Below are 16,541 nucleotides of genomic sequence, written 5' to 3'. Positions count from 1 at the left end.
CCTGGAGTGCCATTGGAGGACTGATATGGTAGGAGTTAATCTTAACATCATAATGCTTTTGTTCCAGCCGAGTGTTGTGGCAAGGGGGCTTGCAAAAAGACTTGCTGAACTGGGCCATAATGTCACGCCTATTGTAGGCGACGTTATGAATCTTGATCAATATATGGATACAACGGATATTTTTATATTTAATCTTCCCACGATGATAGTAGAATACAGTGATGAAATTGAAGCGCTCCAGGTGGTTTGTGACAGGATGATTCAGAAGAACAAGAAAATGATACTGGTCGGAGAAAGAGAGCTGCATCAGGAACTTGAGAGAATATATCACGATGTCTACAGATTTGGCTGGGTATCCAGACCTGTTGAAACTCAGGATCTTCTTAATGCAATAGATATGGCTCTTTTTGGAACCACTGCTCCTGATGTGGATATAAAAAAGAGAGTACTGATAGTTGATGATGACCCCGACTACGCCAAAGTAGTCAAAAGCTGGATCGGGGATCATTATAAGGTAGACATAGTCACTGCGGGAATGCAGGCTATAAGCTTTCTTCTTAAACTGCCTGAGAATGAAACGGTAAATCTTATTCTGCTTGACTATGAAATGCCGGTGGTCAATGGCCCTCAGATGCTTCAGATGCTGAGACAGGATCCCGCAACAGCGCATATTCCGGTGGTATTCCTTACGGGCGTGGATACAAGGGACGCCGTCGCCAAGGTAATGGCGCTAAAGCCCGACGGATATATCCTTAAATCAGCAACAAAAGATGAACTGCTGAACTATCTTTTTAAAAAGCTGGGGCAGTAGTATCAGGAACCGGCTCTTTCACGATATCTGCTGGCATTCATTCCGTAGTACTTTTTGAATGCAGTTGAGAAGTGTTCAACGGATGAATAGCCAAGTTCATCAGCTATATCGGTTATGGTTTTTTCCGGAAGTCCAAGCATGAGTGCGGCAGCGCTCATCTTGGCTTCTGTTTTTTTGCTCTGAAAATTCATGCCGTAATGCTCGGTCAAAAGCCTCTGCGTCTGCCGTGAGCTAAGACTCAGTCTTGCTGAAAGATCTGTCAGTGTCAGGGTGGCGTACTCGTAGAGAAAGGCCTCCTCTATGATGAGATACTGGCTCTCGGCGGTTTTGAGGAGTTTTAAATCTTTTTTCTCTGTCTCGACAGAGTAGTTCCTCACGCAGGAGATTATGATCTGTTTTATAAGTGACTCCACAACTGTTCTGTATCCAAGGCTCTGTCTTTCCAGTTCTGAGAAAAGAGATTTCATAAGGCTGTGGATATCGCATTTATCACTGCCATACCAGAAGCTCATATTTCTGAAAGCGCTCATAGGGGATAATACTCTTTTACCTGCATCTTTGTCCGCTGATAATTTGAGGTATACGCAGTATTCAGACAGAGGGTTGTTCTTATCGGGAACCATGGAATGTTTGATATGAGGACCGGTGATATACAGTGTTCCGGGCAGAGTATCGTATTCTTTTCCCTCTACAGTTACCTTCCCATGGCCGGAGGATATATAGTGTATCTCATAGCTGTTGTCGGAGTGGGAGTGCATGGGTATGGATCTGTGGAAGCATTCATACACTATGTTGCCGACATATACTGATTCTCCGTCCATCATAAAGGCAATGCCACTGTCATGATATGCAATTTTGTCACTGCTTTTTGGGATGTCTTTTTCCAATGAATTCTTCATGCGATTATCATAACATATTACCTGCGCAAATACGACATAACAAAAAAGAACCTGTCACAATAATCTCTTATTAATCTAGCCCGGAATTCATATACTTCCAATTAGGGGTACAAAGTTTTCTGTCTGAAAGGAGGAGGTATTATGGCAGTAAAAATGAGAGGAGCTATCCTTCCGGGGAATTCCACTGTGGAACTCAAAGACTTTGAGATTCCAAAGCCCGGATTTGGACAGGTTCTTATTCGCACGAAGGCAACCACTATATGCGGAAGCGACATAAGATGCATATACAGAGAGCATACGGGTAAAGGTGCCGAGGGGTATATTCCCGGAATGATCGCAGGACATGAGCCATGCGGACTTATCATCGAGGAAGGGGAAGGGCTTAAGCGGTTTAAAAAGGGTGACAGAGTTATTGTCTATCACATCTCAGGCTGTGGAGTGTGCAATGACTGCAGAAGAGGTTATTACATTTCATGTACTTCAAAATTCCGCGCAGCATACGGATGGCAGAGAAACGGAGGTATGGGAGAGTACATACTTGCAGATGAAAAAGATCTGATTGCTCTTCCGGACGAGCTTACCTATAAGGACGGAGCTCAGGTTGCCTGTGGATTCGGTACGGTTTATGAGGCTATCGAGAAGATCGGAGTCAGCGGAAATGACGCAGTTCTTGTAACGGGTCTTGGGCCTGTGGGACTGGCTGCACTTATGCTCTGCAAGGCACTTGGAGCAAACATGCTTATCGGCATTGAGATGAACGATTACAGAATAGATCTGGCTAAAAAGCTTGGCCTTGTCGATCACGTATTTAAGCCGGGAGAGGATACTCTTGATGAAATATTAAAGCTGACCCGTGGACAGGGCGTTGAAAAGGCTATCGACTGCTCGGCTTCAGATCCCGGCAGACAGCTTGCAATACGTGCGACTCGCTCGTACGGCAAGATTGCATTTGTCGGAGAGGGCGGAACCTGCACATTCAATCCAAGTCCCGACATTATCCACGGTCAGAAGACTATATACGGATCATGGGTGACTTCTCTGTGGAAGATGGAGAAACTTGTGGATAAGCTGGTTCGCTGGAATATCCATCCGGATAAGCTGATAACACATGAATTTCCGCTTGCTCAGGCGCCTGAAGCCTATGCACTTATGGCATCCGGAAATTGCGGAAAAGTAGCCGTTGTTTTCGGAAATCAGGATGAAAAATAAGGAGGGACTGATGAGCGAATTTATCACAAATGTCCCGACATATACGCTTAATACCGGAGCAGTTATGCCTGCTGTGGGACTTGGCACTTTCGGATCGGATAAGTATACGCCGGATCAGATAGCAAATGCGGTATCCGGTGCAATTAAAGCCGGTTACAGAATGTTGGACTGTGCATCTGTATATCAGAATGAAGAGCAGATAGGAGGAGTATTAAATGGTTTATTCAGAGAAGGAATCGTTAAGAGAGAGGAGCTGTTCATAACCTCCAAGGTATGGAACGACCGGCACAGGGAAGTAAGAAAGGCATGTGAAAAGAGCCTTAAGGACCTGGGACTTGACTATATAGATCTTTATTTTGTTCACTGGCCATTCCCCAATTACCATGCGCCCGGATGTGACGGGGATTCACGCAATCCGGATTCGAAGCCGTTTTCTGTTGATGAGTTTATGGATACGTGGCGGCAAATGGAAGAGTTATACGATGATGGACTTGTGAAGGCCATAGGAATGTCCAATATGACTATAGCCAAGCTGGAGAAGGTACTGCCTCTGTGCAGGATCAAGCCTTCGGCTCTGGAGATGGAATGTCATCCTTCATTCCAGCAGCAGGAGCTTTTTGGCTATGCAAATGCACATGGCATTGTTCCTATAGGTTTTTGCCCTATAGGCTCTCCCAGCAGACCGGAAAGAGACAGGTGCAGTACAGACGTTGCGGATACTGAGCTTCCTGAGGTGGTGAGTGTTGCCAAAAATCATGATGTACATCCGGCCGTTATCTGCATAAAGTGGGCTGTTCAGCGCGGTATGTGCACGATTCCGTTTTCGGTCAAGGAACCTCAGTATATTTCAAATTTAAAATGTACAACTGAGGATCCGCTTTCGGACGAAGAAATGGAACTGCTTAAAGCTGCTGAGCGAGGCTGCCGACTTGTAAAGGGACAGGTGTTTTTGTGGCCCGGAGCTACAGAATGGACACAGCTTTGGGAGTAGGACATCACACTACAGGAGGACTTGAAATGCTAAAAGGAATACCTAAAATTTTATCTCCGGAGCTTCTAAAGGTTTTGTGCGAGATGGGACATGCTGACAGAATTGTGATATCAGACGGTAATTTTCCGGCAGAGTCTGTAGGAAAAAATGGGATTGTGGTACGACTTGACGGGCACGGGGTTCCGGAAGTGCTTGATGCCATACTTACAGTATTTCCGCTTGATACCTATGTTGAACATCCGGTAAATCTCATGGAAGTCATGAAAGGAGATCCGGTGGAAACACCGATATGGGATACATATAAGGATATACTAAAAAAGCATGATGACAGGGGAGAGAGCATGATAGGCCAGATAGAGCGTTTTGCTTTTTATGAGGAGGCATCCAAGGCCTATGCCGTTGTTACTACAGGTGAATCGGCCCTTTATGCAAATATAATGCTGCAGAAGGGTGTTGTTACTTCATAAATTATCCCTTTATACATAGTTACCCACATTAAAAGGCACAGGATATTGGTCAAAAGACCTGATCCTGTGCCTTATAGTTTTGAATATAAATGAATTAAATGTTTGAAATGTCTTCCTGTGTAAGGATCTTGACGCCGGCGCTGGTAAGCCTTGCTTCAGCTGCCTTGGTGTCAGCTACTCGGAAGATCATGCAGGCTCTGTCGGTGTTCTTGCCACCGGGGAAAGCATACATATACTCGATGTTTACGGATTCATCGGTAAACTTATCAAGGAGTTTGTCCAGTCCGCCTGCTTCATCCGGAATCTCGATCGCAAGTACAGGCGTAAGGCTTGCAACAAAGTCATGCTCTTTCAGAGTACTTACAGCTTCAAGAGCATCGTCCACGATCAGTCTTGCAATACCGAAGTCCTTGGTCTCTGCAAGGGAAGTGGCTCTCATGTCTATTCCGTGAGCTGCCAGAACACCTGTCATTTTTTTGAGAGTTCCGGGTTTGTTTTCAAGAAAAACAGAAATCTGCTGTACGCTCATTCTTTTATCCTCCTGAATTAATTATAACATCAGATCTTTCTCTTATCGACTACTCTAACGGCTTTTCCTTCGGATCTTGCAATGGACTTGGGCGCAAGGAGTGAAACCTTGGCCTTGATTCCAAGCATGGACTTGAGGTCTGCCATAAGCTTCTTTTGTCTCTCCTCGATTTCACCGACGTTATCGTTGAACATCTCGGGAGTCATTTCAACCTGGACATCAAGTGTATCAGTGTTGTTTACGCGGTCAACAACAATCTGGTAGTTAGCAGCATAACCGTTGTTGAGAAGAACTGTCTCGATCTCGCTCGGGAATACGTTGACACCTCTGATGATGAGCATGTCATCTGATCTTCCCATGGGCTTGGCCATTCTGACATGGGTTCTTCCGCAGGAGCACTTCTCTCTTGAGAGCCTGCAGATATCCTTGGTACGATAACGGATCATCGGGAAAGCTTCCTTGTCAACTGCGGTGAAGACAAGTTCGCCCTGTTCACCCTCGGGAAGCACTTCGCCTGTATCGGGATCGATTATCTCTGCAATGAAGTGGTCCTCGTTGATGTGCATGCCGTGCTGAGCTGAGCACTCAAATGCAACACCGGGACCGGAGAGCTCTGTGAGACCGTAAATATCAAAGGCTTTGATTCCCATGGTCTTTTCGATGCTCTGTCTCATTTCTTCGCTCCAGGCCTCAGCACCGAATATACCGGCCTTAAGAGGAATATCATTGGGACCGTAACCAAGTTCCTGCATTCGCTCACCAAGGTAAGCAGCATAGCTTGGTGTACAGCAAAGGATAGTAGCATTAAGGTCTTTTATAAACATGATCTGTCTGTCGGTATTACCGGAACTCATGGGAACGGTGAGACTTCCTACCTTGTGTGAACCGCCGTGGAGTCCTGCACCACCGGTAAACAGACCATAGCCGTATGAAACCTGCACAACATCCTCATTGGTTCCGCCTGCAGCCATGATGGCTCTTGCGCAGCAGTCTTCCCAGAGGTCTATATCATGCTGTGTATAAAAGGCAATTACTCTTTTTCCTGTTGTGCCTGACGTTGAGTGGATCCTGACAACTTCGTCCTTGGGAACCGCCAAAAGTCCGTCCGGATAGGTTTCTCTAAGATCGGCTTTTGAGAGGAAAGGAAGCTTGTGAAGATCATCAACGGACTTGATGTCATCGGGTGTGACTCCCTTTTCTTCCATCTTTTTGCGATAATAGGGGACGTTGTCCCAGACATGTTTAACCTGTTTTACAAGCTTTTCCGACTGAATCTTCCTTATCTCTTCATAAGGGGCACATTCAATCTCGGGTTGATAATAATGCTCCATAAGATACTCCTCCCAAATAAAAGAATTACTGATTCTTACCAAGCTCGAATGCTTTCTTGTTCATCTCCAGGAACTTGGCGGGTACATTTGCCTCAAGAGACTTCATCCATGCTTCTTCCGGAAGATCGAAGTAGTGAGAGAGTCTTCCGAGAAGAACAATGTTTACGGCCTTGGCTGAGCCTGCCTCTTCTGCAAGTGAGAGACAGTCGAGAGCATCAACTTTGGCTCCGGAATCTTTCAGCTTTTTAACCAGGTCAGAAGGATACTCCGCTGCGCCTGTGATAACGGGCATTGGATCGATCTGCTGGGTGTTTGTTACGATCTGTCCGTCCTTCTTGAGGAACGGAAGCCATCTTGCGGCCTCCAGTATCTCGAAGGATACGATATAGTCTGCCTCGCCCTTGTCTATTACAGGGGAAAAGACCTTGTCCCCATATCTTACGTATGTGACAACGGATCCGCCTCTCTGGCTCATTCCGTGTACCTCTGAAACCTTAACGTCATATCCCTGGCTCATGAGAAGGTGACCAAGGAGTTTACTTGCAAGAAGTGAGCCCTGTCCGCCAACGCCCACGATCATAATGTTCTTTGTTTCCATCTTATTATTCTCCTTATTCTTGTCCCGCTGCACTAAACTCGAAAATACCTCGTTAAGTGCACGTGACTGGTTCGCACTAGGCTCGATAATACCTCGCCAAGTGCTCTACACAAAAGCCCCTACAGGACAAAGCTGACTGCAAACGTTACATCCTACGCAGAGAGTATTGTCGATGGTTGCCTTGCCATCCTTCATGGAGATGGCGGGACATCCGATCTTCATGCAGCTCTTGCAGCCGACACATTTGTCTCTGTTAATGCTAAGAGGCGGATTGTGCTTGACGTACTTAAGAAGTGCACAGGGACGTCTTGAAATGATAACTGAAGGAGCGGCAGCTGCGAGTTCTTCCTTGAGGACTTCATCGCACTGCTTGAGGTTGTAAGGATCAACAACTCTTACACGCTCAAAGCCCATAGCCTTGCAGAGAGCTTCAAGATCGATCTTGCCTGCAGGATCACCCTTGATGTTGTAGCCTGTTGTGGGATTCTGCTGATGGCCGGTCATACCTGTAATTGAGTTATCTACGATGACGATTGTTGAGTTTGACTGGTTGTAAGCTACGTTTGCAAGGCCTGTCATGCCTGAGTGCATGAAGGTTGAATCGCCGATTACGGCAACAGTCTTATTCTCGCTTTCAGCGCCTCTTACCTTGTTGAATCCGTGAACAGCACCGATTGAAGCACCCATGCAGAGTGTCATCTCGATTGCTCCGAGAGGAGGAACGGCACCAAGTGTGTAGCATCCGATATCACCAAGAACGGTGCAGTTGTTCTTTTTGAGTGTGTAGAAAAGGCCTCTGTGAGGACATCCTGCGCACATTACAGGAGGTCTGTTGGGAATTGCATCTTCAAGTGCAAAGGAATCTGCAGTGTCTTTTCCGAAGGCCTTGGCAATGAGATTCTGTGAGAACTCATCGCATACAGGAAGAAGGTCTTTGCCTGTAACAGAAAGTCCCAGAGCCTTTACGTGATTCTCGATTATAGGATCAAGTTCTTCCACAACAAAGAGTTTGTCTACCTTGGCTGCGAAGTCCTTAATAAGCTGATTGGGAAGAGGATTGGTCATGCCGAGCTTGAGAACAGATACGCTATCACCAAAAACCTCTTTTACATACTGATAGGAAGTTGAGCCTGTAATGATACCAATTTCTGTACCACCCATTTCAATGCGGTTAAGAGGGCAGTTCTCAGCGTACTCGATGAGCTTGGCTGTGCGCTCTTCAACGATGGGGTGACGCTTTTTGGCATTGCCGGGCATCATAACATACTTGCCGATATTCTTTTCATATGGGAAATCCGGAACGTTCCTGTCACCTGTCTCTACAAGGGACTGGGAATGAGCAACTCTTGTGCACATCTTAAGAAGGACCGGAGTATCGAATTTCTCTGAAATCTCGTAGGCGAGCTTGGTGTACTCAAGGGCCTCGGCTGAGTCGGAAGGCTCGATCATGGGAACCTTGGCAGCGATGGCGTGATGTCTTGAATCCTGCTCGTTCTGGGATGAGTGCATTCCTGCATCATCAGCAACTACGATTACCATTCCGGCATTTACACCGGTATAAGACATTGTATAAAGCGGATCTGCTGCAACATTAAGTCCAACGTGCTTCTGGGCACAAAAGCTTCTGCGTCCCGCAAGAGATGCGCCAAAGGCCGATTCCATGGCTACCTTCTCATTGGGAGCCCACTCACAGTAGATCTCGTCATATTTAGCAGCTTCCTCAGTAACTTCAGTACTGGGTGTTCCGGGATAGCTGGAAATAAAGCAGACTCCGGCCTCATAAAGACCCCGGGCAACAGCCTTATTGCCCAGCATGAGCTGCTTGTTCTCATTATTGTTCATTACATAAACCTCCTACCTTCATATCCGTGCTTTAAAGCACTAAAGTAAAGTATACATAATTAATGTAAAAAGGTCAAACCGGAAATGAGTGCAATTTGATCAAATTACGGTTTCAAGTGTTTGATATTTGCATTTTTTGTAAAAAGAAGGTATACTCTACTTTAGTGCTTTAAAGCGTATTAGTGCGCTTGCGAGTTTTTATTTTAGGGGGTTTTACAAAAAATGCCAATTACAGATTTACTTGAGAGAAACAGTAAGCTCTACGGGGATGAAGTGGCTCTTGTGGAGATCAATCCTGAGATCAGGGAAGAACAGAGGGTTACCTGGAAAGAGTACGAGCTTATCCAGCCGACATCAACCAATTATTACAGAAGGCAGATCACATGGTCCGTATTTGATGAGAAGGCCAATCGTGTTGCCAATATGCTTATTGAGAGAGGAATCAAGAGAGGGCAGAAGTGTGCCATTCTTCTTATGAACTGTCTTGAGTGGCTGCCTATCTACTTTGGAGTGCTTAAGGCCGGAGCGGTGGCAGTTCCGCTGAATTTCCGTTTTGATTCTGAAGAGATTGATTACTGTCTGAAGGCTTCAGATTCAGACGTTCTTTTCTACGGCCCTGAGTTCATCGGCCGTATCGAAGATATTGCCCAGAAACTGAAAAAAGAGATGCTGCTTCTCTTTGTAGGAGATCAGTGTCCTTCATATGCTGATGACTATTACAGATACGCATCCAACGCTTCATCGCAGGCACCCAAGATCCTGGTTGAGGACAAGGATGATGCAGCAATCTATTTCTCATCGGGAACGACAGGTTTCCCCAAGGCTATCCTTCATATTCATACTGCACTTATGCAGTCTGCCAAGATGGAAGCTATGCATCATGAGACAACACACGCCGACAACTTCCTGTGCATTCCGCCTCTGTATCACACAGGCGCCAAGATGCACTGGTTTGGTTCGTTATACACAGGTTCGAGAGCAGTTCTTTTGAAAGGTAATTCGCCAGAGGCTATTTTCAGAGCTGTATCCGAGGAGAGATGCACAATCGTATGGCTTCTTGTTCCGTGGGCACAGGATATTCTGGCAGCCCTGGATTCAGGCAAGCTCAAGATGGAAGATTACAAGCTTAAGCAGTGGAGACTGATGCACATCGGTGCTCAGCCGATCCCGCCGTCACTGGTTCGCCACTGGCTTGAGTACTTCCCGAATCACAAGTACGACACCAACTACGGACTTTCAGAGTCAACAGGCCCCGGCTGCGTACACCTTGGAATGGAGAATGTCCACAAGGTCGGCGCCATCGGTATTCCGGGATATGGCTGGAAGGTTAAGATCGTCGATGAGGACGGCAATATTGTTAAGCAGGGTGACATCGGAGAGCTCTGCGTAAAGGGACCGGGTGTTATGGTTGAGTACTACAAGAACCCTGAGGCTACCGCAGAGATACTGAAGGACGGATGGCTCTTTACCGGTGATATGGCCCGTCAGGATGAGGACGGATTCATCTTCCTTGTTGACCGTAAGAAAGACGTTATCATCTCCGGAGGTGAGAACCTGTATCCTGTACAGATCGAGAGCTTCCTGATGAAGAACAACAAGATTCACGATGCAGCGGTTATCGGACTCCGCGATCAGCGTCTCGGTGAGATAGCAGCAGCTATTATTCAGGTAAAAGAGGGAATGACTCTTACAGAAGATGAAGTAGAGGAGTTCTGCCTTGATCTTCCAAGGTATAAGAGACCTCGAAAGATTATTTTTGCAAATGTTATAAGAAATGCTACCGGAAAGATAGACAAACCTAAGCTCCGTGAGATATACTGTGGATTGCATATTGTAGAAGAGCAAAATCAGTCATGATATTTATAGGCTGATTTGAATGATTGGAGCTGTATAAATGGGTAGTTTTGAACCGGTATCACTACTTAAATGTGAGACATATGAATACAGTGAAGTGAGAAAGGCTCTTGAAAAGAGCCTTTCTTTTATTCATGGGCTGGATTTTGTTAAGGCCGGCATGAAGGTTGGTATCAAGGCCAATCTTGTTACCGGAATGGCACCTGAAAAGGCTGTAACAACACACCCGATATTGATCAAATGTCTGTGTGATATGTTAACGGAAAAAGGAGCAACGGTTGTTATTGGTGACAGCCCGGGAGGTATTTATACATCAGCCTTTTTAAAGGGTGTTTACAAGAATTGCGGACTTTTTGAACTGGAGAGTGACAAGGTTAAGCTTAACGACGATTTCTCTGTTAAGGATGCTGAGTTTCCGGAAGCTGTATCCATCAAGAACTTCATTTATACCGGATGGCTTGATGAGTGCGATGCTATTGTCAATATCTCCAAGCTCAAGACCCACGCCATGATGGGTATGAGCTGCGCAGTCAAGAATATGTTCGGTACGATACCCGGAACCACCAAGCCTGAGTATCACATGAGATTTCCTGTGGAGAAGGCCTTTGCCAACGTCATGGTGGACCTCAACGAGTTCTTTAAACCTGTGCTCTACATCGTTGACGGAATCGATGGTATGGAGGGCAATGGTCCTACAGCCGGGGAAAAGAGACATGTAGGAGTTCTGCTTACTTCTAAGAAGCCTTACGCTCTTGATATGGCTTGTGCAGACATCATCGGAATGACTATGAATGATGTGGCAACCATTGGCGCTGCTTACGAGAGAGGCCTTGGCCCCAAGGATATCAGTGAGGTGGAGATGCTCGGCGATATTGCCCTTTCTGACGTCAGGATTCCTGATTTTAAGAGAGCTACCGAGCACCAGAGCATTACCTTTGAGGGGAACGGAGCATTCAATGCTGTTAAGGCATTTGCTTTTAAGATTGCTTTCAGTTCCAAGCCACAGGTTAAAAAGAATGAGTGCATCGGCTGCAGGAAATGCTTTGAGACCTGCCCTGCCTCTGCTATAACAATGGTTGATGCAGAAAATAAAAACGGCAAGAACGGCAAGATTCCACAGATTGACAGAAGTAAGTGCATAAAGTGCTTCTGCTGTCAGGAGTTCTGTCCTGTAGGAGCCATGAAGGTCAAGAATAACGTCCTTGGCAGACTCGTTAAGAAGATAGGTTGATCTGTATGTTCACGTATGAGATTAAGTCTGATAAAAAAGATGAACATAAGTATATAGAGATTACGGGCTACGAGGGAAGCGTAGCCCATCTTAATATTCCGGATGAAATTGATGGGATTAACGTTGAGGCTATCGGCAATCACTCTTTTTCCGGAAGAAGCGACCTCGTCAGTGTTTCACTTCCTGAGAGTATTAGGACTCTTTACGGCTTTGCGTTTCATAACTGCAGAAATTTAAAAAAGATTTCTCTTTATGACAGCATCGATGATTACTACGACGGAGTCTGCAGGCAGTGCGACAGCTTAAGGGATATCGAGATTGTTTTAAACCGTGGGTGGTTTGAGGTTGTCAGAAACTTCCTCGCGGATTATGATGGTAATCTACGCTTTATGTTGACTCTCCCTGATGGAGAAAAAGCGCTTCTTACATTCCCTGGGTATGTCTATGACTTTAACGAGAACACCATGGCCAGGACCATTCAGTTCTCTATTGCAGGTTCGGGAATGTTTTACAGGGAGTGCGTAGACAGGCGTTCCATGGACTACCGCGGCTACGACAGGCTTTTTGAGAAGGCGCTTATTGATGGAAACGCGGTTTCCGAGGATATTGCTATAGGAAGGGTACTTTATCCTGTGGAACTTGCAGATGGTTTCAGTGACATGTACGAGAGCTATATCGGCAAGAACTCGGAATCGATACTCCTGAGGCTTGTGGAGAACTTTGAGACCGAGCCGGATACATTGGAGCAGATTAAAGCTCTTTTGACATATAAAAAGAAATCTCCGGAGGGAGAGATGCTGCTTAGTGATGACGGCATTGATAAGGCCATAAGAATGGCTGCTGACAAAAAGCTGACGGTTCTTTCGGCATTACTTATGGAGTTTGGAAAGAGCGGACCCGGTTCCGGACCGGAAGTATTTGAATTTTAAGAAATTAGTTTTAGAAGGATTGGATTTGTTTTATGAATAGTAACCAGCGTGAGGGCTTCGGCTCAAGACTCGGATTTTTGCTTGTTAGCGCAGGATGCGCAATTGGAATCGGAAATGTATGGAAGTTCCCATATGTTGCGGGAGAAAACGGCGGCGGAGTATTTGTTGTGTTTTACCTGCTGTTCCTCCTCATTATGGGAATACCGGTTCTGACTATGGAGCTTGCCATCGGAAGATCCAGCAGAATGACTCTTGTAAAGGGATATAAACTCCTGGAGAAAAAAGGCCACAAGTGGCACATCCACGGATGGGTTTCCATGGTTGGAAGCTATCTTCTTATGATGTACTACACAACGGTTTCCGGTTGGATGATGAACTACTGCTATAAGTTTATGGTGGGTGATTTCAGGGGCCTTGGTGAGGGGCAGGTTTCAGAGGTGTTTGATGCGATGCTTCAGAATCCCATTGAAATGGGAATCTTCACGATAATAACAATTGTTACCGGATTTTTGGTGCTTTCCTTTGGAGTTCAGGGCGGACTTGAGAAGGTCAACAAGTTCATGATGATGGGACTCCTGTTGCTTATCGTGATTCTGGCGGGAAACAGCCTGACCTTGAAAGGCGCTGCGGAAGGAATGAAGTTCTTCCTTCTTCCTGATTTTGAGCAGGCAAAGAGCGTTGGCCTGCCACATGTGATAACAGCTGCTATGAACCAGGCGTTCTTTACTCTGAGTGTCGGTATGGGATCCATCGAAATCTTCGGAAGTTACATGTCCAAAGAAAAGACTCTGATGGGTGAAGCCAGACGTATTGCGGTTCTTGATACTATTGTTGCCATTGCTTCAGGTATCATTATTTTCCCTGCATGCTTTTCCTTTGGAGTTGCACCAAGCCAGGGACCTTCACTTATATTTGTTACTCTGCCCAATATTTTCATCAACATGCCCCTTGGTATGGTTTGGGGAACGCTGTTCTTTGTGTTTATGTCTTTTGCCAGCTTCTCAACTGTAACGGCTGTTTTCGAAAATCTTGTTGCATGTGTTACCGATAACTTTGGAATTGAAAGAAGAAGAGCAATTGTTATTAACTGCATCTTTATGATATTTGCCAGCCTTCCTTGTGTACTGGGATTCAACAAATGGAGCGGCATTAATTTCTTTGGAAAAGGAAATGTTCTCGATTTTGAGGACTTTATCGTAAGTAACCTTATTCTTCCTATAGGATCTCTGATCTTTGTCCTGTTCTGTGTGACAAGCCTTGGTTGGGGTTTTGATAAATTCCAGGAAGAAGTCAACACGGGTGATGGCTTTAAAATGCCAAGGGCACTTAAGCCATACCTGTTATTTGTCCTGCCGATCATGATCCTTGTGATCATCATCAGAGGGCTGATGTGAGTCAATGGGGTCAGAGAACCAAAAAACGCCTCCGGCAGTGATTTGCCGGAGGCGTTTCTTTTATCTTTCTTTTCCGTAGAAGAACAGGCCGAGCATTCCCGGGCCTACGTGGGCGCCGGAGAAGGGCTCATGCATTGCGATAGTAATTGGAACATTCGGAACAATCTCTTTTACCATCTTCTCAAGAGCCTTGGCATCTTCAAGGCAGTCGCCGTGGGAGATGCAGATGTGCTGATCAGGAGTATCCATTACTTTTTCTTTGAATTTCTTGACCAGAGCACTGATAGCCTGGCTTCTGCCTCTTACTTTGCCGCAGGTTACAATATGACCTGTGCTGTCTCCGTAGAGAATAGGTTTGATGTTGAGCACAGTACCAATGCTGGCTGCAACACCGCTTACACGTCCGGTTCTCTTAAGGAAGTTAAGGTCATCAACTGTAAAATACTGACAGGCATGAGGAACAGCGTCATCAAGAATAGATGCAGCTTCCTTTACATCAGTTCCGCTTCCTGCCAGTGCAGCTGCCTTAACAGCAAGCAGACCGTTTCCGAAACCGCAGCCGTGTGAATCAACGATATGAATAAAACGTTCCGTGAACTCCTCCATAAGTTCATCTGCTGCGATCTTGGCAGCATTGTAGGTTCCGCTGATACCTGAACTCATGGAAATATAAATGATATCCTGTCCCTGCTCAAGTTCGGGACGGAAGTGTGTCTCAAAAAGGTGAGAGTTTAGAAGAGATGTCTTTGCGACTTTTCCTGATCGCAACTGATCATAAAATGTGTGACCATCAAAATGATCTATATCTCCTGAATAAACCTGTGGCACATCATCCAACAAATAGTCGTTTGGAATCAGTTTGATTCCTTCAAGCATTTCTTTTGGAAGATTTGCACAGCCATCTGCAAATACAACAAAACTATAGCCCATAATAATCCCCATTTCTTTTGATTAATTCTTATTGAACATATAGTATTATAATGCATAGAGCAATGATGATACACATAAAAGTTAAAAAAATGGTGTAATAAATGACGGATAAAGACATTGGGCTTCGGGAAAATCTGGAACAGACAGGCAAAAGCGTTCTCGGAGCATCCAGAACAGAACTGTATATAGATATGAGATTTATGGCTTCGGCCTTGTCTTCTCTCGGCTATGAGATGGACCTCTCAACAACTTCCGTGGGAACCGATGCGGTAAACATCAGGTTTAATCCCACTTATGTGCTAAGGCTCTTTGTGGAGGAGCCGGGAAAGCTCAACAGGACTTACATACACATGCTTCTTCACTGCATATTCAGGCATATGTATACGTCCAAGAATTATGAGGATACAAGGCTCTATGACCTGTGTGCGGACATTGTGGTGGAGTCAATTCTTGACGGGATGGACTATCAATGCATTTACAGGGTGGCGTCAGACTATCGCGATCGCTGGTACACTCTTTTGGAAAAAGAGCTGAAGGTCCTGACGGTACAAAAACTCTACCGCTACTTCTCCGATCCCGGGCATGAATTAGAGACAAAAGAATATGAGAAGCTTGAACGCGAGTTTAAGCTGGATGACCACAGCTTCTGGCTGCGCCTTCCCGAGCAGGATCCTGAAGAGGAAAAAGACAAGCCTCCTTTGGATGAGGATATGGACTCGCCTGAAGGAAAGCCTGAAGACAATCCGGACAATGGCCCCAAAAAGGAAAAGTACATAACTCCCAGGCGCCTTAAGCAGATAGAGAGAAAAGAAAAGGACTGGGACAAAGAGGCAAAGCGCCTCCAGACTGAGATAGAGACGATAGGCAAGAATGCATCCGACAGACTTGGTAAGCTTGACTGGATACTGAAGTTTGAGAATACTAAAAGAACCGATTACAGAGAATTCCTGAAGCGCTTCAAAGTCCTGCGAGAAGAAGGCGGGATCGACATGGACAGCTTCGATTACGGAATGTACTCTTTTGGCCTTGAGCACTATGGCAATATGCCTCTTATCGAGGAGAACGAGTTCAGGGAAGTCAAGAAGATACAGGAACTTGTGATCGCCATAGACACCTCCGCTTCCTGTAAGGATGAGATGGTACAGCAGTTCCTCAATGAGACTGCATCACTTCTTCTGACCGGTGACAGCTTTTTTCAGAGGATAAAGATAGTTATCATGGAGTGCGACGATCAGGTGCAGCGGATTGAGACCATATCTTCGATAGATGATATGAAAAGATATTCCGACGGGATTCACGTTGAAGGCGGCTATGGAACGGATTTCAGGCCGGTGTTTGAAAAGGTTGAAGAGCTCCGCAAAGAAGGAGAGTTCGAGAATCTTAAAGGGCTGATCTATTTTACCGACGGTTACGGAACCTTTCCGGATACACCTACCGGGTATGACACAGCTTTTGTGTTTGTGGAAGATTCGGATTATGAAGATGAGAACGTGCCGGACTGGGCATACAAATTATACGTATAAAGA

15 protein-coding genes are annotated in these 16,541 nt (G+C 45.7%); 9 read left to right on the top strand and 6 right to left on the bottom strand.

All coding sequences use genetic code 11. The features are described from left to right. Nucleotides 1-25 precede the first annotated feature (25 nt). Nucleotides 26-811 (top strand): response regulator, encoded by a 786-nt coding sequence (locus G590_RS20390; protein ID WP_022764253.1) that lies wholly within the window; start codon nt 26-28, stop codon nt 809-811. A 2-nt stretch (nt 812-813) separates the two neighbouring features. Here G590_RS20390 and G590_RS0103300 read toward each other — a convergent pair whose 3' ends face one another. Beyond that, nucleotides 814-1,710, bottom strand: coding sequence for an AraC family transcriptional regulator (locus G590_RS0103300; protein ID WP_022764252.1), 897 nt, complete (start codon nt 1,708-1,710; stop codon nt 814-816). 141 nt (nt 1,711-1,851) lie between these two features. Here G590_RS0103300 and G590_RS0103295 point away from each other — a divergent pair, with 141 nt between their 5' ends. Genes G590_RS0103295 through G590_RS0103285 form a run of 3 tightly spaced genes read left to right on the top strand, consistent with a single transcriptional unit; the run spans nt 1,852 to nt 4,377 of the window. Then, nucleotides 1,852-2,919 carry a zinc-dependent alcohol dehydrogenase family protein gene (locus G590_RS0103295; RefSeq protein ID WP_022764251.1) on the top strand — a complete coding sequence of 356 codons (1,068 nt, stop codon included), beginning with the start codon at nt 1,852-1,854 and terminating at the stop codon, nt 2,917-2,919. Between the two features lie 10 nt (nt 2,920-2,929). After that, entirely contained in the window at nt 2,930-3,910 is a 981-nt protein-coding gene (locus tag G590_RS0103290; protein WP_026493889.1) for an aldo/keto reductase family protein, read from the top strand. Between the two features lie 26 nt (nt 3,911-3,936). Continuing rightward, on the top strand, nt 3,937-4,377 hold the full coding sequence (locus G590_RS0103285) for an RbsD/FucU family protein (RefSeq protein ID WP_022764249.1): 441 nt from the start codon (nt 3,937-3,939) through the stop codon (nt 4,375-4,377). A 94-nt stretch (nt 4,378-4,471) separates the two neighbouring features. Here the strand turns inward: G590_RS0103285 and G590_RS0103280 are convergent, their stop codons facing one another. The 4 genes from G590_RS0103280 to iorA all read right to left on the bottom strand — a co-directional run bounded on the left by G590_RS0103280 (nt 4,472) and on the right by iorA (nt 8,677). Next, nucleotides 4,472-4,906, bottom strand: coding sequence for an ACT domain-containing protein (locus G590_RS0103280; protein ID WP_022764248.1), 435 nt, complete (start codon nt 4,904-4,906; stop codon nt 4,472-4,474). A 29-nt stretch (nt 4,907-4,935) separates the two neighbouring features. Beyond that, on the bottom strand, nt 4,936-6,237 hold the full coding sequence (locus G590_RS0103275; RefSeq protein ID WP_022764247.1) for a phenylacetate--CoA ligase family protein: 1,302 nt from the start codon (nt 6,235-6,237) through the stop codon (nt 4,936-4,938). Nucleotides 6,238-6,262: 25 nt separating this feature from the next. Then, nucleotides 6,263-6,835 carry an indolepyruvate oxidoreductase subunit beta gene (locus G590_RS0103270; protein WP_022764246.1) on the bottom strand — a complete coding sequence of 191 codons (573 nt, stop codon included), beginning with the start codon at nt 6,833-6,835 and terminating at the stop codon, nt 6,263-6,265. 105 nt (nt 6,836-6,940) lie between these two features. Continuing rightward, nucleotides 6,941-8,677 carry an indolepyruvate ferredoxin oxidoreductase subunit alpha gene (gene iorA, locus G590_RS0103265; RefSeq protein WP_022764245.1) on the bottom strand — a complete coding sequence of 579 codons (1,737 nt, stop codon included), beginning with the start codon at nt 8,675-8,677 and terminating at the stop codon, nt 6,941-6,943. Between the two features lie 222 nt (nt 8,678-8,899). Between iorA and G590_RS0103260 the strand changes: the two genes are divergently transcribed. The 4 genes from G590_RS0103260 to G590_RS0103245 are packed head-to-tail and all read left to right on the top strand — an operon-like array spanning nt 8,900 to nt 14,085. Further along, entirely contained in the window at nt 8,900-10,534 is a 1,635-nt protein-coding gene (locus tag G590_RS0103260) for a class I adenylate-forming enzyme family protein (protein ID WP_022764244.1), read from the top strand. Nucleotides 10,535-10,571: 37 nt separating this feature from the next. Beyond that, nucleotides 10,572-11,762: a DUF362 domain-containing protein gene (locus G590_RS0103255; RefSeq protein ID WP_022764243.1), complete on the top strand. Its 1,191-nt coding sequence runs from the start codon at nt 10,572-10,574 to the stop codon at nt 11,760-11,762. 5 nt (nt 11,763-11,767) lie between these two features. Continuing rightward, a complete protein-coding gene (locus G590_RS18250; protein WP_155828720.1) occupies nt 11,768-12,691 on the top strand; it encodes a leucine-rich repeat protein in 924 nt (307 codons plus the stop codon). Between the two features lie 32 nt (nt 12,692-12,723). Beyond that, the gene (locus tag G590_RS0103245) at nt 12,724-14,085 is read left to right on the top strand and encodes a sodium-dependent transporter (protein ID WP_022764241.1); all 1,362 of its coding nucleotides are present in this window, start codon (nt 12,724-12,726) and stop codon (nt 14,083-14,085) included. 60 nt (nt 14,086-14,145) lie between these two features. On the opposite strand, the gene G590_RS0103240 is transcribed toward G590_RS0103245, so the two are convergent. After that, nucleotides 14,146-15,015, bottom strand: coding sequence for a DegV family protein (locus G590_RS0103240; protein ID WP_022764240.1), 870 nt, complete (start codon nt 15,013-15,015; stop codon nt 14,146-14,148). 101 nt (nt 15,016-15,116) lie between these two features. Here G590_RS0103240 and G590_RS0103235 point away from each other — a divergent pair, with 101 nt between their 5' ends. Continuing rightward, a complete protein-coding gene (locus G590_RS0103235) occupies nt 15,117-16,538 on the top strand; it encodes a vWA domain-containing protein (protein ID WP_022764239.1) in 1,422 nt (473 codons plus the stop codon). Nucleotides 16,539-16,541 lie beyond the last annotated feature (3 nt).

The organism is Butyrivibrio sp. XPD2006 (assembly GCF_000420865.1).
Classification (GTDB): Bacteria; Bacillota; Clostridia; order Lachnospirales; family Lachnospiraceae; genus Butyrivibrio.
The sequence above is the reverse complement of the archived record's forward strand: the minus strand, read 5'-3'. Positions and strand labels throughout refer to the sequence as shown.